Source organism: Stappia sp. BW2 (assembly GCF_008107695.1).
In the GTDB taxonomy this organism is placed as follows: domain Bacteria; phylum Pseudomonadota; class Alphaproteobacteria; order Rhizobiales; family Stappiaceae; genus Roseibium.
On sequence record NZ_VIRG01000066.1, the window covers coordinates 927,733 to 946,985 of the forward strand.

Here is a 19,253-nt window from a genome sequence, read left to right on the forward strand (position 1 = left end):
GACCGCATCATGCGGGATCAGATAGCCTGATGTGCCACGCCCCGTGCGCGTTTCACCTGTCCTGCCAGCCGTACCACCAGTAGGCACCCTGAAGATAGAGCTTGCGCAAGGACGGCAGCGGAAACTTGGCGAATGGCCGCCGCAAGGGAACCGGCAGGTCGTCCGGCTGGAGCTTGCCCAGCATCAGCCCGGCGACCTTGTCTCCCGATATGGAAGCCATGGCGATACCGCTGCCGTGCCACCCCATCGCGGCATAAATGCCGCCAAGGCCGGGCACTTCGCCGACAAAGGGGGTGAGGTTGCGCGCCAGGCACACGTGGCCATACCAGCTATGTTCTGCTTCGACGCCCGCCCAGGCCGGAAACATATCGTCGAAATCCACCCTGGCACGATCATACATGGCCGCCAGGGACTGGGCGTTTTCGAAAATGCCGCCGCGCGTGCCGAACAGGAACCGCCGGTCCGGCAAAAGGCGGAAATAATGCAGCAGGTTGCGGGTGTCCGCGGCCATCGTATCGGAGGTCCAGCCCTGCGCCGACAGTTCGTCGTCGCTCAAGGGCCGGGTGACCAGAATGGACGACATGACCGGCAGCGTGCGCCCGTGCAGCCACCTGGGGGCATCTTCACGCGCGTAGCCATTGCCCGCCAAGAGAACCTTTTTGGTCCGAACCAGACCGTGCGGGGTTTCAAGATGCCAGCGGTCACTGTCCCGGGAGATCCCGGTCACCGGTGTTTTTGCGAAGATCCTGCCGCCGGCACGGCGAACCTGATCCGCCAGGGTCTGAACGTAAGCCATCGGATTGAGCGCAAAGCCATACGGAAGGTGCATGCCGCCATGGAAGGTCGGCCCGCCATAGCCTTCAGCATCCAGATCCGCCTTGGAGAGAACCCGCGCCTTGATGCCGAAGTTCTCCTTCAGGAAAGCGGCTTCTGCCTGAAATCCGGCGAAGTCTTTCGGCCGGTGGGCCAGATAGATCTCCCCCTTTGAATGGCGATCGGCGTGGACACCCCAGCTATCCAGCCGCTGGGCAACAAGGTTGACGCCGGCAACCTGATAGGCAACGAAGCGGCGCGCTTCCTCCAGACCGAATTTCCTGATCAGGCTGTGCTCGTCCAGCTTGGTTCCGCCAAGACAGCAAAATCCGCCGTTGCGGCCCGAAGCGCCGTAGCCGACGTGTTCCGCCTCCAGAACACACACGGAGACACCGGCCTGCGCGAGCCGCAGCGCAGCGCTCAGCCCGGCAAAACCCGCGCCGATCACCGCGACGTCGAACACCGCATTTCCGATAAGCTGCCGGTCCAGTCTGGCCTGCGGAACGCTGGCTTCCCAGTAACTGCCAATGGTCTGGCGGGTTTCCGTGCGGTTTAACGGCATCTCAAAATCCGAGCCTGTCCCGCAGGGAGAACCATGTCATGGCCAGCACCAGAAGCGGGAAGCGCAGCCGGTCACCGCCGGGGAAGGATGGTATGTCCAGTTTTTCAAAGACGTCGAACCGCCCTGCGGTTCCCGTCACGGCTTCGGCCAGAATCTGTCCTCCAAGGGTAGCCATGGCAACGCCGTGGCCGGAATAGCCACTGGCGGTCAGCATGTTGGGGGCCAGACGCGCAAAATAGGGCATGCGCTTTGGCGTGATCGCCAGCGTGCCGCCCCAGCCGTAATCGATGGCCACATCGCTGAGCTGCGGGAAGATTTCCAGCATCGGTTCACGCACGAAGGCCTTGATGTCTTCAGGGAAGCGATAGCCGTAGTTCTCGCCGCCACCGAACAACAGCCGGCGGTCCGCGGACATGCGGAAGTAGTTGATCACGAACTTGCTGTCGGCCACCGCGACGTTGTTGCGGATGATCTTGCGTGCCTCGTCTTCCGAAAAGGGTTCGGTTGCCACGATGAAATTGTTGATCGGCATGACATGCGCGGCGGTCTGCCGCTCGAGACGACCAAGATAGCCGTTGCAGGCCAGAATCAGATGGTCAGCGCGAACATCGCCCTGCCCGGTCCGCACGGTGATCCGCTCCGTGCCCTGACCCTCGATACCGGTGACCTTGGTTTCTTCGAAAATCCTGGCCCCCGCGGCAGCGGCAGCCTGGCCGAGCCCCAGTGCGAAATTGAGCGGATGAAGGTGGCCTGCCCCCATATCCAGAGAACCGCCGTAATAGCGCGGACTGCCAACCTGTTCGCCGATTTCGTCCGGACCGACGAAGCGGATGTCCTCATAGCCGTAGACGAGCCTGAGATGCTCGACATAATCACGAGTATCCTCGATGAAACTCTTGCGGTGATCGGCATGCAGTATCCCCGGCGTGTAATCGCAGGCGATCTGGTGCTTCACGATCAGGTGCTTGACGAGCGCCTTGGAGTCCTCGGCAAGATCCCACAGCAATCTGGCGTGAGACTTGCCGTGGCGTTGCTCCAGAACAGTCTGTTCCTCGCGCTGACCCGACCCGACCTGGCCACCGTTGCGGCCCGAGGCGCCCCATCCGATCCGGTTGGCTTCCAGCAGGATGACATCGACACCGCGTTCGGCCAGATGCAATGCGGCTGACAACCCCGTGTATCCGCCACCGATGACACAGGCCGTACAGGTTTGAGAGCCGTCCAGAGCCGGGTGCGCTGTTTGCCTGTTGGCAGTCGCAGCATAATAGGAAGGAGGGTGTTGACCTGGCGTGTCATTAGCTGTCAGGAGATCAAGCGAAGTCAGCATGTCGGAAGCCAGGCCCTCTTATCAACATGAATTTCGGTGGCGGGGAGTGCAACCCACATTCCCTTGTTCAGCAGTCGGATTCAAGGTGTAATCAGTCGGCAGCAGGCAGGTTTTGTCTGATTTTGTAAGCTCTTGAAGATCCCGCAACGTCAGGATGTCCGATCAGAAGGCTCCGATGACGCATAAGGAAGGCAAAACTGTGTTTGGTCCAGTAGAACACCCCTGGTTCGATCCGCTGTGGCGCAGAATTGTGCTGGTCGCTTTTTGCGCCGGCTGGACCGGCGTGGAATTTGCTTACGGCACCACCACCTGGGTCTATATCATGACTGCAATCACAGCCTATGCGGGATGGGCCTACCTGTTCCACTATAAGGGGCCTGATGATCCGAGCCGGGTGACCCGTGAGCGGATGGAAGACGATGAGGGGTGAGCCCTCTGACTGGACTGCAGCCGGGCGCATGAAAAGGCCGTTTTTCCGGTTCCCGAAACGCGCCTTTCAGCTGCTGATGATTTGCTGGGCCGGCGCGACGACGGCGCAGGAAGCCGGTGCTCCCGTTGACGTTCTCAACAAGCGCTGCGTGGTCTGCCACGGCTGTTACGACGCGCCCTGTCAGCTGAAACTGTCGTCGGCCGCAGGCTGGTTGCGGGGCGCGAGCAAGCAGAAAGTCTATGATTCCTCCCGGTTGGAGGATGCTCCGTTGACGCGCCTTGGAATCGACGCGAAAACCGTGCCGGGCTGGCGCGCCAAGGGGTTCTTCGACGTTGCGGGTGCAAAGGACGGCCCATCGGTTCTGGAGCAGTTGCTTCAGGCAGGGCGGAGAACGTCCTTCAAGCTCGGAGCACCTCTTCCCGACGACATCGACATTTCGACGCTGCGGTCCAATAGCTGCGCCATGCCCGGCAAGGTGAAGGACTATCTTGAAGAGCATCCGCAGGGCGGCATGCCCTTTGCCATGGCACCGCTCGCCGACGGTGAGTACGCAACCTTGCTGGCCTGGGCCAGGGATGGCGCGCCTGCCTCGGATGCGGACAAGCGTCTGCCCAACAGCGTCAAACAGTCGGTGCATGCCGTCGAAACTTTCTTCAATCGCGGCGACAAACGATCGAAGCTTGTCGCGCGCTATATCTACGAGCACCTGTTCCTGGCCCATCTGCATCTGGAGGGCGATGAGAAAACCCGCTTCTTTCGGGTGATCCGCTCCAGAACCCCGGCCGGTTCCCCCCCTGATGAAATTCCCACGCGCCGGCCTTTTGACGACCCGGGTGGCCCCTTTCACTACAGGCTTGTCCCGATTGACGGCACCATCCTTCACAAGGAGCACATGGTCTATGAGATCGGTCCCGAGCGCCTCAACCGCTACGCTGACCTGTTTCTGAAAACCGACTGGGAGATTGAGAGCCTGCCGTCCTATTCAACGGCCGCGGGCGGCAACCCTCTGTCGACATTCCAGGCGATCCCTGCCCGCAGCCGCTACCAGTTCCTGCTGGACGATGCGCTGTATTTTGTCCGGTCTTTCATCCGTGGCCCTGTCTGCTACGGGCAGGTTGCGGTCAACGTGATCGAGGACCGCTTCTGGGTCTCCTTCCTGAGCCCGGAAGCCGACCTGTCCGTGACGGACCCGAGCTTTCTGGAAAACGCGATCCCGATCCTGGAACTGCCGGTTGCGCAGTTCGATGGCAAATTGTCCAAGCGGCTGGAAGCATTCCTGTCGCTCGGACCGGTCAAGTATCAGGAGTTTCGCAAGGGACGTTACGAGAGCAAGTACAAGGTTGATGGCGGCCCGGACTATGGCGACATCTGGGACGGCGACGGGACCGAGGTCGATGCCCGCCTGACCGTCTACCGCAATTTCTCCTCAGCGTCTGTGGTGACCGGTTTTGTCGGAGCTGTGCCGGAAACAGCCTGGGTCATCGACTTCCCGCTGTTCGAGCGGATCTATTACAATCTCGTCGCCGGGTTCGATGTCTTCGGCAATGTGGAGCACCAGCTGACGACGCGTCTTTACATGGACAGTCTGCGCCGTGAGGGGGAGCGAACGTTCCTGTCGTTCCTGCCACCTCAGCTTCGCAAACCGATGCACGATAGCTGGTATCAGGGACCGCTCGTCAATCTTGTCGATCTCTGGAAGGAAAGTGCGCTGGACAACACGTCTCCAACGGGCATCCATTTCACCACCAGCTACGCCAAGTCGGAGTTCCTCACCTCTCTGCTACGCAGACCAGCGGGCCTGTGGGCCGCGCACGACCCCATCAACCGCTGCAGCGGAAGCACCTGCGCTGCCGACGACACCCCGGCAGGTCAGTTGCGCCCGCTTGTCCAGAAGCCTGCTCCCTATGCAAAGTTCCTGGCCGATATCTCGGTCCTTCTTGTGGAAACGGAGCGTGACACACAGGTGTTCACCCTGGTGCACGACATGGCCCACAGCAATGTTGCCTTCATCTTCAACGAGGACCTGCGCCGCGAACCCGAGAACGACGGAGTGACAGTCGTTCCCGGGCAGTTCAGCAGCTATCCGAATTTCATGTTCAAGGTGAAACAGGCCCAGCTGCCCGACTTCGTGCAGATGATTCGGGCAATCCGGTCTCAGGACGACTATCTCAAGCTCGTGGCGCGTTACGGTATCCGCAGAACGGATCCGGCGTTCTGGACCGAGTTCGACCGGATCCAGACCGCCTTGAGAGAGCAGAATGAACTTCAGGCGGGCTTGCTCGACCTCAATCGGTACCGGGACCCGAAACCCCTCGACACGATAGACCGCCTGTTCGAGTTCAACTTCTCACTGGATTAGACTTGCAGCTTGAGCGGGTGATCTTGCAAATTTCCCCGCTTCCCGAGGGTCTGAGGCCACAATGTCAAAGGACGCATTTGTCGTGGATCCCGTCTCGACATTTCACCCTTCTTAGTTGTCATCCCCGCAAAAGCGGGGATCCAGTAACCCCATGAATTTGTTTATAAACCAAATTCTTACCTCACGGAGTACTGGTTTCCCGCTTTCGCGGGAATGACAAATGCGGTGAAGCAGTCGCCCCGGACACCACTTTCGGGCCAGAGGTCCAGGATAAGCCGGAGTTTGTTGCGATCAAGCAGGCACAAACTATTCATATCCTTGAACAACTTTCTCAGCCTGTCACACCGCCAAGTTCCCGTATCATCCAGTCACAGAAGATCTGGGCGTGGGGGCTGAGTGCCTGGCGTGGACCGTTGGTGACGAGATAGTAGCTGTGCCGGCTCTTGATCTTCTTGTCTGAAGACCGGATCAACCGGCCGCTATCCAGATAGGGCTGGGCGAGCGTTTCCAGGACCAGAGCGTGGCCATGGCCGAGAGCGGCCAGTTCCAGGACCGACAGGGTCTGGTCGACCTGCAGGCCATTTCGCTTGGGCACCACACGGCCATGGCTGTGGAAAAAACTCTCCCAGGTATCGATCACTCCCATGATGTCGAGGCGCGGCGCGCCCGCCAGCGCCTCCAGTTCGCGCTTGCCCGTGTCGAGCGCCAGGTCCGGATGGCAGACCGGAATGATCGGGTCGTTCAGCAGAAACGACACCACCCCGTCGGTCCAGCTACCGTCGCCAAACCGGATATCGATGTCGAACAGTTCCGGACTGAGCTTTTCCGCCCAGGAGGCCGAGATCATCTGCAGGTCGACGCCGGGGTGCGCCTCCTGAAACGCGCGCAGACGCGGGATCATCCAGAGTTGACCGAAGCTGTTGAGACAGCGGAACCGGACCGGCTGCCGGTCACGTTCGCCAAACACGGAAACAGTCGCGATGGACAGGTCGGAAAACGCCTTTTCGACCGTTGGCAGGTAGGTCTGCCCGGGACGGGTCAAAACCAGTTCGCGGTGAACGCGATCGAACAGCGGATAGCCCAGCAACTCTTCCAGTTGGCGCACCTGATAGCTGACAGCAGCCGGTGTGATCAGCAATTCCTCCGCTGCCCGCGTGAAGTTCCCGAGTCGGGCAGCCGCCTCGAATGCGCGCAGCCATGTAAGCGGTGGCAGGCTATAGGCCATTCTGCCGTCCTTTCCTCAAACCGGGGGCGTCTGCTTTCTCGCACCGAAACGAATTCGCATCTGTGCGAACAAGGTCTTCCTTCAAATTTTTTCGAACCTATACCAAATATTTTTTCGCTTCAGGATTTTTCATTCCTCAACGACACTTTGGCTGAACAGCAGTCAAGGCACCCGGCAGCGCAACATGAACAAGGTCGACTACATCATCGTGGGGGCAGGCTCGGCCGGGTGCATTCTGGCGGAGCGCCTGAGCGTCGATCCGCAAACGCGTGTTCTTCTGCTGGAGGCTGGTGGGTCCGATGCCTCGCCCTGGGTGTCCCTGCCGCTCGGCTATGGCAAGCTGAATTCCGATCCCAAACGCACCTGGCGCTTCATGACCGACCCTGACGAAGGCCTGGGAGGCCGCAGTGTCTATTGGCCACGCGGACGTTTACTGGGGGGATCGGGTTCAATCAATGCAATGGTCTATTGCCGCGGCCTGCCCGGAGACTTCGAAGACTGGGAGGCCTCCGGCGCAAAAGGCTGGGGCTGGGCGAACGTCAAGTCGACTTTCGAGCGCCTTGAAACGCGGGTGAACTGTGACGGCGTCAAACAGGGCGATGGACCGATCCATATCCAGAACGTGTCCGATCAGGTCCACAAGGTGAACCGGCATTTCTTCGCCGCGATCCGCGAAGTGGGGCTGCCTTGGAGCGACGATTTCAACGGCGATGCTCCGGAAGGCGGCGGCATATACCAGATCAACACCCGGGACGGCCGCCGGTGTTCTTCCGCGCGCGCCTATCTGCGCCCTGCCCTTGTCCGCAAGAACCTGACTGTTCGGACGCAGGCCCAGGTCGCCCGCATTCTGTTCGACGGCAAAACCGCGACAGGCGTGGAACTCCTGAGCGGTGAGACCCTGCTGGCCAGCCGGGAAGTCATCCTGGCGGCTGGCGCCATCGGCTCACCGCAACTGCTTCAGGTTTCCGGCATCGGTCCGGGCAATCTGCTGAGTGCGCTCGGCATTCCAGTCCTCCACGCAAACTACAATGTCGGCGGCAATCTACAGGATCATCTGGCAGCGAGTTTCACCTTCCGCGCCAAGGAACCGACGCTCAATGCGATCCTGCGTCCTCTGCTCGGCAAGGCCCTTTCCGCCATGCGATATGCGGCAACGCGCAAGGGTCCCCTGGCTCTTTCCGTCAACCAGTGCGGCGGCTTCCTGCGTTCTCAGCCGGATCTGAGCCGGCCGGACCAGCAGCTTTATTTCAATCCGATCAGCTATCGCCTGCGGCCCCAAGGGGACAAGACCCGGCTGACCATCGATCCGTTCAACGGCTTCATCATCTGTGCTCAGCCGGCTCGCCCCACCAGCCGGGGCCGTATCGACATCATTAGCGCCGATGCCCGTGCCGCGCCCTCGATCCAGCCCAACTCTCTTGCAACAGAGGAAGACCGGCAAACCGTGATCAACGGCGGAAAACTTTGCCAGAGACTGATGGCAAGCCGCGCCTTGAGCGCCCTTGTCGAACAGCCTGTCGCTCCCAACCTTGGTGACCTTGACGGTGACGGCATTCTGTCGGACTTCCGAAGCCGCGCCAGCACCGTGTTCCACCCGGTTTCGACTTGCCGGATGGGGGAAAACCGCGAGACCGCCGTCGTCAACAGCCGCCTGCAGGTGCATGGGGTTGAAGGTTTGCGCGTTGCCGATGCGTCTGCCTTTCCGAACATCACCTCCGGCAACACCAACGCCCCGACCATGATGCTGGCCCTCAAGGGGGCCGATCTCATCCTGGAAGACCAGAAGCGAGCCCACTCATGACCGTTCAGGATATCGCCCAAGACTATCTGGCCAACGGCAGGCTCGACGCTCTGCCCGATGGGCATTTCATAGCCGGCAAGCGCACTCCTGCCTCGAACCGCAAGATGGAAAGCTTCGACCCGGGCCGGGCGGAAGCTTTCGCCGAGTTTTCTCTCGGATCCGACAACGATATGGACAGGGCAATCGATGCTGCCGAGAAAGCTGCCGCACATTGGCGGCAGGTTACACCGGCAGAGCGCTGCCGCATTTTGAACAATGCCGCCCGGGTGTTCCGCGACAACGCCGATCGGCTGGCCGTGATCGAAGTGGTCGACAGCGGCAAGACACTGGCAGAGGCCCAGGGCGACGTGCAGTCCTCCGCGCGCCTCTTCGAGTATTACGCAGGCGCCGCCGACAAGCTGGACGGACGGTCGGTCAACCTTGGCCCTGCCTACACCGCCTTCACCGCGCGCGAACCGGTCGGAGTTACAGGGCATATCATTCCCTGGAACTATCCCACCTCGACCTTCGCGCGCGGTGTCGCACCTGCCCTTGCCGCGGGCTGTTCCGTTGTCGCCAAGCCGGCCGAAACCACCCCCTTCACCGCACTTGTGATGGCGGAACTTCTGTGTGAAGCCGGAGTGCCGGAAGGACTGGTGAATGTTGTCACCGGGCTTGGCAGCGATATCGGTGCACAGATGGCGCGCGACCCGCGCATCAAGCAGCTGACCTTCACCGGCTCGGTCACCACCGGCATCAATGTGGCCCAGATGGCCGCGCCGAATGTGACCCGGCTGACACTGGAACTCGGAGGCAAGTCTCCGCTGATCGCCTTTGCCGATGCCGATCCGGAGAAGGTCGCCGATGGAGCCTATTGGGCGATCTTCTCGAACTCCGGCCAGATCTGTTCCGCTGGATCGCGGCTGATCCTGCACAAGTCGATCCGCGACGAGGTGCTTGCCATTCTTGTCGATCGCGCGGCCAAGATCAGACCCGGTCACGGTCTGACCGCCCCGGACATGGGCGCCATCAATTCCGAACTGCATCTGTCCCGTATCAAGGCCCATGTGGATGCCGCAAAGGCGCGCGGCGCCAATATCCTGACCGGCGGTGACGTCACCACCGACGCGGACACCGGCAAAGGCTGGTTCTTCCAGCCAACGGTGATCGCCGACCTCGTGCCGGATGATCCCGCGGTCCAGGAAGAAATCTTCGGCCCCGTTCTGTCGGTTCAGATGTTTGAAAGCGAAGAAGACGCCATCGCGCTGGCCAACGGCACCGACTTCGGCCTGATCGCAAGTGTCTATACAAGGGACATTGGCAGGGCCATGCGCGTTTCGGGCGCCATGGATTGCGGGCAAGTGTCGGTCAACGATTATTGGGCTGGCGGAAATGAACTGCCGTTCGGCGGCAACAAGAAGTCGGGCTATGGCCGTGAAAAAGGCTGGGAAGGGCTCGACGCCTATACCAAGGTAAAGTCCATCACGATCAGCAACGCGAGCTAAGTGGACCAATATGAAACTCGACCAAATCGAGACCTTCGTCGTCGAAAACGCCCCACCGCGCCATGGCGGGCGCTACTTCATCTTCGTCAAGCTGGTAACGGCATGCGGGATCACCGGCTACGGCGAGATCTACAACGCGACTTTCGGCCCGCATCTGGTTGCCGACATGGCGAAGGACGTGTTCCAGCGCCAGTTCGAAGGCGAAGATCCGCACCATATCGAGAAGCTCTGGCACAAGACCTATGGTGCCGGCTACACGCTGCGTCCGGATGTCACCGTCATGGGTGTCTTGTCTGGACTGGAAATGGCCTGCTGGGACATCATCGGCAAGGCTGCCGGCAAGCCGGCCTATCAGCTTCTGGGCGGCAAGGTGCAGGAGCGCCTTCGCTCCTACACCTACCTTTATCCTTCCGATGGCGACGTCTATCCGGATCCGTCGAAACCCAACGTCTACAACGACCCGGACATGGCGGCGGAAGCGGCGGTCAAGGCGGTGGAACAGGGCTTCACGGCAGTGAAGTTCGACCCGGCCGGTGCCTACACCATCTACGACGGTCACCAGCCGAGCCTTGACGATCTGGAACGCTCTGAAGCCTTCTGTCGGCAGATCCGCAATGCGGTCGGCACCAGGGCCGACCTTCTTTTCGGCACCCATGGACAGTTCACCGTGTCGGGCGCCAAGCGCCTTGCGCGCCGGATCGAGGCCTATGACCCGCTCTGGTTCGAAGAACCGATCCCACCGGAGAAGCCGGAAGACATGGCCGAAGTGGCGCGGTTCACGTCCATCCCGGTTGCCACCGGTGAACGGCTCTGCACCAAATATGAATTTGCCCGGGTGCTGGAACTTGGTGCGGCCAGCATCCTGCAGATGAACCTCGGACGCGTCGGCGGTCTGCTGGAAGCCAAGAAGATCGCCGCCATGGCGGAATGCCGATCAGCGCAGATCGCCCCGCATCTTTACTGCGGTCCGCTGGTAGCGCTCGCCAATATTCAGCTTGCAGCTTGCAGCCCGAATTTTCTGGTGCTGGAATCCATCCGCACTTTCGACGGTTTCTATGCCGACCTGTTGAAGACCCCGATCCGCTGGGAAGACGGCTACGTCATCCCATCAGACGAGCCGGGCCTTGGTCACGATCTCAACGAGGATGTTGCCCGGGCGCACCCCTACACCGGCAACGAACTGCATCTGGGACTACAGGAAAGCCCGGCCTTGCCACTCTAAGGAACAGTTCGGCCGCAGAGAGAGCCCCCTGCGGCCGAAACATCAGCATTCTTTTCTCAAGCTCAGGCCGCTGTCTTGGCCTTGAACTCGATCCGGCGGCGATGCAGCACCGGCTCGGTGTAACCGTTTGGCTGGCTGGTGCCTTCGAACACCAGTTCGCAGGCTGCCTGGAAGGCGACCGAGCCTTCGAAATCCGCCGCCATCGGCCGGTAGAGCGGATCGCCCTCATTCTGACCATCGACCACTGCCGCCATGCGCTTCATGGTTTCCAGAACCTGCTCCCGGCCGACAACGCCATGGTGCAGCCAGTTGGCGATATGCTGAGAGGAAATACGCAGGGTTGCGCGGTCTTCCATCAGGCCGACATCGTTGATGTCCGGCACCTTGGAGCAGCCGACACCCTGTTCCACCCAGCGCACGACGTACCCCAGAATGCCCTGGGCATTGTTATCAAGCTCGGCCTGAATGTCTTCAGGTGCCCAGTTGGGGCGCTCGGCAACGGGAATGGAAAGAATGTCTTCCAGCTTCGCCGCGTTGCGGCTCTTCAGCTCCTTCTGGCGCTCAGTTACCGCCACCTTGTGGTAGTGCAGCGCATGGAGCGTCGCAGCTGTCGGGGACGGAACCCAGGCAGTGTTCGCCCCGGACATGGGGTGGCCGATCTTCTGCTCCAGCATGGCGTTCATCAGGTCGGGCATGGCCCACATGCCCTTGCCGATCTGGGCATGCCCCGGCAGCCCGCAGGCAAGACCCACATCAACGTTGTTGTTCTCGTAGGCACTGATCCAGGTGGAAGCCTTCATGTCGCCCTTGCGGATCATCGGACCAGCTTCCATGGAGGTGTGCATTTCGTCGCCGGTGCGGTCGAGGAAGCCGGTGTTGATGAAGAACACCCTGTCCTTTGCCTGGCGGATACACTCTTTCAGATTCACCGTGGTGCGGCGTTCCTCGTCCATGATGCCCATCTTGAGCGTGTTGCGCGCAAGGCCGAGGGCATCTTCCACCCGGTTGAAGATCTCGCAGGCAAAGGCCACTTCTTCCGGACCGTGCATCTTCGGCTTGACGATATAGACCGAGCCGGCGCGGCTGTTCAGTTCACGGCCGTTCGGACCGATGTCGTGCAGCGCGATCAGCGAGGTGATCATGCCGTCGAGAAGACCTTCCGGCACCTCGTTGCCGTCCTTGTCGAGCACGGCATCGTTGGTCATCAGGTGACCGACGTTGCGCACCAGCAGCAGCGAGCGTCCGTGCAGTGACAGCGCGGACCCGTCAGGTGCCGTGTAATTGCGGTCGGCATTCATCCGGCGGGTGACGGTCTCTCCACCCTTCTGGAATGTTTCTTCCAGGTCGCCCTTCATCAGGCCAAGCCAGTTGGTGTAGATGACGACCTTGTCTTCTGCGTCCACCGCAGCGACGGAATCCTCGCAATCCATGATCGTCGACATGGCCGATTCCAGAATGACATCGGCGATGTGGGCGTCATCGGTCTTGCCGATCGGATGTTGCGCATCGATGTTGATTTCCAGATGCAGGCCGTTCTTGACGAGCAGCACCTTGTAGGGAGCCTCGTTGTCTCCGGAGTAACCGGCAAACTGCGAGGCGTCGGCAAGGCTTGTGCTTCCGGTCTTCGTCGAAATGACCAGGGCTTCGGCTTCCACGGCGAACCCGGTTACATCGGACCAGCTTCCGTCTGCCAGCGGGGCGGCTTCATCGAGAACCTTGCGCGCATAGGCAATCACCTCTGCGCCGCGCGCCGGATCAAACCCCTTTCCGGCCGGCAGAGAGCCCATTGCATCGGTGCCGTAGAGCGCATCATAGAGAGAGCCCCAGCGTGCATTGGCGGCGTTGAGCGCGTAGCGGGCGTTCATCACCGGAACGACAAGCTGCGGACCGGCAACGGTACCGATTTCCGGATCAATGTTGGCGGTCCCGACGGAAAAGTCCGGTCCCTCCGGCACCAAATACCCGACCTCCGTCAGGAAAGTCTTGTAACCGTCCATGTCCGGAGTGCCCGGGTTGGCCTTGTGCCAGATGTCGATCTTCTGCTGCAGACTGTCACGCTTGGCCAGAAGTTCTCGGTTCTTGGGTGCCAGATCGTGAATCAGGCTCGACAGGCTTTTCCAGAAATGCTCCTGCTCGACACCGGTATCCGGAAGAGCTTTTTCATTGATGAAGTCATAAAGAACCCTGGCTACTTGCAATCCATGGGCATCGACGCGGCCTGTCATCTGTCAGCTCCCTAAACGAACTTGAAAATCTGATATTAGCCCGTGTTTTGGGGTCTAAGCACGCAATCGTCAATTGCCGGACCTATTGGATGACTTTTTCCATTTTGGAAAAGATCCAGATCATTATCTCCAACAGTATAAGACGGTATACAAAAAGATTGCTCTTTGCCTCCGCGCGCCAATCCGTTACCGATGGACCTTCATTCCATCTTCCACGCAACGGTTTCCATGTTCTCGCTGGTTAAACGTGTAGGCGACCTGTCCTACGGCAATGCCCTGCTGATGCTGACCCTGACTTCACTGTTCTGGGGCGGCAACACCGTTGCCGGCCGCCTTGCGGTGGGCGAAGTGTCCCCCATGGTGGTGGTGTTCCTGCGCTGGGTAATCGTTGCCGGCATCCTGGTGCCGCTGCAATGGCGGCACATATGTGCGGAATGGCCTCTCATGCGGCCCTATTCCTTGCGCATGGTGCTGATGGCCGTCTTCGGGTTCATCGGGTTCAACACCCTGTTCTACATCGCCGCGACAAAAACCACGGCCGTCAACCTGGGCATTATCCAGGGGTCGGTCCCGATCCTTGTTCTGATCGGTTCCCTGATTGCCTTCGGCACCAGGATCCGGGCCCTACAGGTGCTCGGCATTCTGATGACGCTTGTCGGGGTGACGCTGATTGCCGCCCAGGGCAGCCTGGACGTGCTGCTGGCGCTTGCCGTCAATCCGGGCGATGGCGTGATGCTGATCGCCTGTGTGCTCTATTCCGGATATACGCTTGCGCTGCGCGACCGGCCGCGGGTTTCGCCGCTTGCGTTCTTTGCGGTTCTCTCCGGCATTGCCGCACTCACATCCCTGCCCGGTCTTGCCTATGACATCGCTGCCGGCACCGTTCAGTGGCCGTCGCTCCAGGGCTGGCTGGTGGTCCTCTATATCGCGCTCTTTCCGTCCTGCATCGCGCAGATCTTCTTCATGCGCGGTGTCGAACTGATCGGACCGGCCCGCGCGGGGATCTTCATTAATCTCGTGCCGATCTTCGCGGCCATTCTTGCGGTTTCCATCCTTGGAGAACCGTTCAAGTGGTACCACGGCAGCGCTCTGGCGCTGGTTATCGGTGGCATATGGCTATCGGAGCGCAAGGCAGGTTAAGCGAACCGGCGAAATGCCTGACCTTTCGAGCTTTTGAAATAACCTTTTCTATCTGACCTGGATTTCAGACGTGTTCTACAATTTCAAAGTTACCCTTCGCGGGCTTCTGCTGGCGGCAATCACCTTGTGTCTTGCCTCAACCGCCGAAGCCGGATTGTTGTCGCGGCTTGCGCGGGAAGCCGGAGACGCCGCCGGTTCCGCAGGAAAACATGTCCACACGCCCAAGCATCTTCTCGACGAAGGCGCCTCGATTGCAAAACGGCTGCCCAAGATCTCCGGTGCCGCATCCATTGCGCTGGTGCCGGCCCCGGGAAACGCCTGGCAACTTGTCAACGCCGAAGGCAAAAGCCTGCATCTGTCCTCCCTTCACGATCTGCCCGATGCCTTGGATGATGCCGCAAGGCAGGCGCATCGGCCACTGGCGGGTGATCTTCCAGGCAAGACCAAAGCCCCCGGCTCGCTTCAGCTAGCTGTCCGGGAAGCTGACTTCTTCAAGCTTCGGGACCAACTGGACAGCCTGCCGCCCAAGACCCGGCCGGTGATGGTGATGCCAAATGGCAAGGCATATGACCTGAAGCCGGTTCGCCATTCAGGCGGCACACGGCTTGCGGTCGCGCTTTCGCCCGATGTCCTGATCGATCCGGCTACAGCCAGAGCACTCGACGGCAACATGAAGTTCCTCACCCGGCCGGTCAAACAGGCGGACCTCAAGATGGCCCGGTTCGACAAGGCCGGGGCGGCGAAGGCGGCGGCGCCGGGCGACGTTATTGCCAATCTCGATGCCGATATTCTGGCGTCGAGCCTGGCGAAATACAAAAACAGGACACTGGTCGTCAGTGGCCGCATTACGCCGCACCCGCAGACCGGACGTCCGCAATTGAGTGTGCGCGATGGCAAGTCCGTTCGGGAAATCGACCTCGACATCTTCCAGGCAGCAGCCGAGAGTCAGCGCGTCAACCTGATGCTCGTCGAGAGTTCTTCGCTGGTTCAACCGGGCAAAAGCTGGTTTTCAAAGACCGCGCTTGAAAAACGCTTTGCAGCAGCCCAATCGGCAATGACCCAGGCCGACCTTTTGAAGGCTCTGTCGCCACCCAACAGCACAACCGTGATCAACGCCGCAGACGAGAGAAACTTCCGGCTTGTGACGGCAACACGTTTCGACCCGAAAGCGAAACCTGCGGCTGCCAGCCCGCAAGTGTCTTCGTCGGCCGGGGACGACTACACGCTTGCCGGCTGGCTTCTGGATGGAAGCCTGCGGACGGGTGTCCGGAGCATTCACAGCAACAACGAAGATCCCGCGCACACGGACGAAGTCGAGAGCCGCTGGATACCCTGGGTCTCCAACTTCAACCTGTTTCTCTTCGCTCTCCTGTCCGCCGTCACCTTGTTTCTGGGCTGGTATCTCTGGCGCTGGTGGAACCGGCTCTGGCGCTACGTTCTGAAAAACCGTGCAGCTGCCCAGGCGACGTCTCTTCCGATCAAACTCACGAAGATCGTGCTCTTCCTGCCGTTTGCGTTTGTCATGGTGGTGCCGGCAATATTCTGGCTTGTCGTCGCCGACTGGGTGAGGTTCCTGACGTGGCCCTTCCGCAAAGTTTTTGGCCGATAGGGTTTGGCGTCATGGTCATTTCCGCCCAATCCTGTGGCTATTGCCGGGGGCTGCAAGAATATTTGAAACACTAGTTTGAAATTGCCGCAATCGCGGTGCACCATATCGGCATGGAAACTCCATTAATTACAGGCGCTTTCGCGCTGCTCCTGCTGACGATTTCCCTGCTGCAGCCCCTTGCCCGGCGGCTTGGGCTGGCGCCGAGTGTTTTGCTGGCAACTGTCGGCACGATGATCGGCATTCTGGCCATCTATCTGCGCTACACGGCCAAAACCAATGTCTTTAATTCGATTGCGGACGTCTTCATAAATCCCCCGCTGGATTCGGAGATGATCCTCTATATTTTCCTGCCAATCCTGCTGTTTCAAACCGCGCTCACACTGGACGTCCGGCGGATCGTCGAGGATATCGCTCCCATCCTGCTGATGGCGGTCATCGCCGTTTTTGTTGCAACGGCCTTTATCGGTTTTGCCCTCTATCCGCTGGCGACACTTTTTTCGCTCACGGACATCACACTGATCGCCTGCCTTCTTCTCGGCTCGATCGTCGCGACCACGGATCCAGTGGCCGTCGTCGCCATCTTCCGGGACATCGGTGCGCCCGCGCGCCTCGGCCGTATCGTGGAAGGCGAAAGCCTGCTGAACGACGCGGCCGCCATCGTGATCTTCGTCATTCTGCTGCATATGCTGACGGGTCACGAAACGATGACGGTCGGAGAAGCCGCCCTCGCCTTTTGCCGCTCGTTTGCCGGTGGCATCATTGTCGGTGCGCTGCTTGGCCGGATCGCGGTTTCGCTGCTGCCGATCATGCGCGATATTCCCCTGGCACAGGTGACGTTGAGCCTGGCCCTGCCCTATGGCACCTATGTGCTCAGCGATCAGTTCGTTGATGTTTCCGCCGTCGTTGCGGTGGTTTGCGCCGGAACGGTGTTCAACCTTTACGGCCCGGCCCGTATTCAACCCGCAAACTGGCAATTTCTGCACTCAGTGTGGGAGCAGATCTCCTTCTGGGCAGCGTCGCTCATCTTCCTTCTGTCCGCCATCCTGATCCCGCGTTTCGTCGAAGGCTTCACACCCATCGACATCCTGTTGCTGTTTGTCGTCATCGTCGCGGCGCTGGCCGCACGTGCGGTCGTCATCTTCGGGTTATTGCCGCTCCTCAGCGTTTTCCGAATGGGGCAAGCGGTCAATGACCGCTACAAGACGGTGATCCTGTGGGGCGGCATGCGCGGCGCCGTCACACTGACGCTGGCGCTCAGCGTGTCCGAGCACGCGTTGCTGTCGGACGAAGTGTCGGTCTTCGTCACCAAGTTGGCGACGGGCTTCGTTCTGTTCACACTGCTTGTCTATGGCACCAGCCTGAAGCCGCTGATCCGGCTGCTCGGCCTCGACAAGCTGAACGCCCGCGACGAGGCCTTGCGCACCCAGTTCCTCGCACTTGCCCTGTCAGACGTGCGGCAGGAAGTGGAAACCGCCGCCCGCAACTATCACATCGCACCGCGCGTCACGGACGATGTTCTGAAGGATTACGAAACCCGTGCGGCGGCAGCTGCGGCGGAAACCAACAAGCTGGAAGAACTCAAGGACTGGGACCGTGTCCGCATCGGCCTGATCGCCCTGGCCGACCGGGAACAGCAGCTCGTGCTGGAGCATTTCCACGACAAGACCATCGCCGGCCGGTCCGTGTCGCGCTTCCTCGCCATGACGGGACGCACAGGAGACCTGACGCGAACCGAAGGCCGCTCCGGCTATAATCAGGCTGCGCGGCAGCCGCTCAAATTCGGCCTTGGTTTCCGCCTGGCGCAAGCTTTGCAGCGGCGGCTCCGGATTGCCCGGCCACTGGCCATCCGCCTTGCCGACCGGTTCGAATTCCTGCTCGTCTACAGGATCCTTGCCGACGAACTGGTCGACTTCAACGACAAGCGGATCCGTCCCCTGCTCGGCGACCGTGTTGCCGACATCCTGCAGGACATCCTGGCGATCCGGCAGGACGAAACCCTTGCAGCCATCGATGCCCTGCGCCTGCAGTATCCGGACTATGCCGACGCCCTCGAAGGGCAGTTTCTGCGCAAGGCAGGCGTCCGGCTGGAAGAAACCGCCTTTGACGAAGCCAAGGAGCAGATGCTGATCGGCACCGAGTTGCATCGCGAACTCCTGCGCGATGTCGAGCGGACCCGAAAAGCCTGTCACACACGGCCGAAGCTCGATCTCGGCCTGAAGACACGCGAACTCGTCAGCGCACACCCGCTGTTCGCAGACCTCACCCGCAAGCAGCAAAAGGCTATCCGGCGGATGATGCGCCCGCAATTCGCAACGCCGGGCGAGAAGCTGATCCGCAAGGGTGATCGCGGCGATGCCGCCTATTTCATTGCTTCAGGTGCGGTGGAAGTACGCGCACCCAGTCACACCATCCGCCTTGGGCGTGGTGATGTGTTCGGCGAAATCGCGCTGATGACCGGTGGCCGCCGCAGCGCCGATGTCGTTGCACTGGGGTATTGTCAGTTGCTCAGCCTCAGAGCGCAGGATTTCAAGGCGCTTCTGGCCGAAAACGAAGACCTGCGCAATCACGTCGCGATGCTGACCAAACGGCGTCAGTTGATGAACAAGGACGATGGCGAGGCGGAAATGGAAGATCCCGTCTTCCCGATTTTCTCGGAGGTCAGGACCAGTACGCAGTCCGATGAAGACCCTGAACAGGAAACCGCCAACCCGGATCCGGGCTCAAATGAGCCTGAAGCCGAGGTCGTCATCTTCGATGAAGAGGAAGCCCAGAACGATCCCTCGCTCACGGAAAAGCTGAACGCAGTGGAGACCGTCACCGCGGAAGAAACGTCACCTGCTGAAAAGGGTGAAAGCGCGAGCACGCAAGAGACGGAAGAAGCGACCGAAGACAGCAGCACTGCCTCGGCTGAAGCCCCTCTCGCCGAAGAGACGCCCGAGGAACCTCGCACGTCAGAAGCTACGGCACCGGAAAAGAAAGCCAGTGAAACGGCCTGAAGTGTGATTTTACACGACATCGCCGCAGTGGTGCCGAACCGCTGCGGCGATGTCTTGCGC

Annotated in this window: 12 protein-coding genes; 8 read left to right on the forward strand and 4 right to left on the reverse strand. The window is 60.4% G+C overall.

The genetic code is table 11. The features are described from left to right. Positions 1-52: 52 nt before the first annotated feature. Together FMN63_RS15765 and FMN63_RS15770 are read right to left on the reverse strand one after the other, a co-directional pair. Positions 53-1,375, reverse strand: a complete 1,323-nt coding sequence (locus tag FMN63_RS15765) for an NAD(P)/FAD-dependent oxidoreductase (RefSeq protein WP_148584965.1) — start codon at positions 1,373-1,375, stop codon at positions 53-55. A gap of 1 nt (position 1,376) precedes the next feature. Further along, entirely contained in the window at positions 1,377-2,702 is a 1,326-nt protein-coding gene (locus FMN63_RS15770) for an NAD(P)/FAD-dependent oxidoreductase (RefSeq protein ID WP_148584967.1), read from the reverse strand. A gap of 175 nt (positions 2,703-2,877) precedes the next feature. On the opposite strand from FMN63_RS15770, the gene FMN63_RS15775 reads away from it, so the two are divergent. Then, on the forward strand, positions 2,878-3,132 hold the full coding sequence (locus FMN63_RS15775) for a hypothetical protein (RefSeq protein WP_148584969.1): 255 nt from the start codon (positions 2,878-2,880) through the stop codon (positions 3,130-3,132). Between the two features lie 28 nt (positions 3,133-3,160). Then, positions 3,161-5,491: a fatty acid cis/trans isomerase gene (locus tag FMN63_RS15780; RefSeq protein ID WP_209001134.1), complete on the forward strand. Its 2,331-nt coding sequence runs from the start codon at positions 3,161-3,163 to the stop codon at positions 5,489-5,491. 331 nt (positions 5,492-5,822) lie between these two features. Here FMN63_RS15780 and FMN63_RS15785 read toward each other — a convergent pair whose 3' ends face one another. Next, entirely contained in the window at positions 5,823-6,716 is an 894-nt protein-coding gene (locus FMN63_RS15785) for a LysR substrate-binding domain-containing protein (RefSeq protein WP_148584973.1), read from the reverse strand. A gap of 184 nt (positions 6,717-6,900) precedes the next feature. Between FMN63_RS15785 and FMN63_RS15790 the strand changes: the two genes are divergently transcribed. The 3 genes from FMN63_RS15790 to FMN63_RS15800 are packed head-to-tail and all read left to right on the forward strand — an operon-like array spanning position 6,901 to position 11,223. After that, the gene (locus tag FMN63_RS15790) at positions 6,901-8,517 is read left to right on the forward strand and encodes a GMC family oxidoreductase (RefSeq protein ID WP_148584974.1); all 1,617 of its coding nucleotides are present in this window, start codon (positions 6,901-6,903) and stop codon (positions 8,515-8,517) included. Then, positions 8,514-10,001: an aldehyde dehydrogenase family protein gene (locus tag FMN63_RS15795; protein WP_148584976.1), complete on the forward strand. Its 1,488-nt coding sequence runs from the start codon at positions 8,514-8,516 to the stop codon at positions 9,999-10,001. Before FMN63_RS15790 ends, FMN63_RS15795 begins: the two co-directional genes overlap by 4 nt. A 10-nt stretch (positions 10,002-10,011) precedes the next feature. Beyond that, positions 10,012-11,223 carry a mandelate racemase/muconate lactonizing enzyme family protein gene (locus FMN63_RS15800; RefSeq protein WP_148584978.1) on the forward strand — a complete coding sequence of 404 codons (1,212 nt, stop codon included), beginning with the start codon at positions 10,012-10,014 and terminating at the stop codon, positions 11,221-11,223. 62 nt (positions 11,224-11,285) lie between these two features. Here the strand turns inward: FMN63_RS15800 and FMN63_RS15805 are convergent, their stop codons facing one another. Further along, entirely contained in the window at positions 11,286-13,448 is a 2,163-nt protein-coding gene (locus tag FMN63_RS15805; RefSeq protein ID WP_148584980.1) for a malate synthase G, read from the reverse strand. A gap of 192 nt (positions 13,449-13,640) precedes the next feature. On the opposite strand from FMN63_RS15805, the gene FMN63_RS15810 reads away from it, so the two are divergent. The 3 genes from FMN63_RS15810 to FMN63_RS15820 all read left to right on the forward strand — a co-directional run bounded on the left by FMN63_RS15810 (position 13,641) and on the right by FMN63_RS15820 (position 19,193). Next, complete coding sequence (locus FMN63_RS15810; RefSeq protein WP_286192658.1) at positions 13,641-14,588, forward strand: DMT family transporter; 948 nt, start codon at positions 13,641-13,643, stop codon at positions 14,586-14,588. A gap of 70 nt (positions 14,589-14,658) precedes the next feature. Further along, positions 14,659-16,197 (forward strand): hypothetical protein, encoded by a 1,539-nt coding sequence (locus FMN63_RS15815; RefSeq protein ID WP_148584982.1) that lies wholly within the window; start codon positions 14,659-14,661, stop codon positions 16,195-16,197. 110 nt (positions 16,198-16,307) lie between these two features. After that, positions 16,308-19,193, forward strand: a complete 2,886-nt coding sequence (locus tag FMN63_RS15820; protein WP_148584984.1) for a cation:proton antiporter domain-containing protein — start codon at positions 16,308-16,310, stop codon at positions 19,191-19,193. The last annotated feature ends 60 nt before the right edge of the window (positions 19,194-19,253 follow it).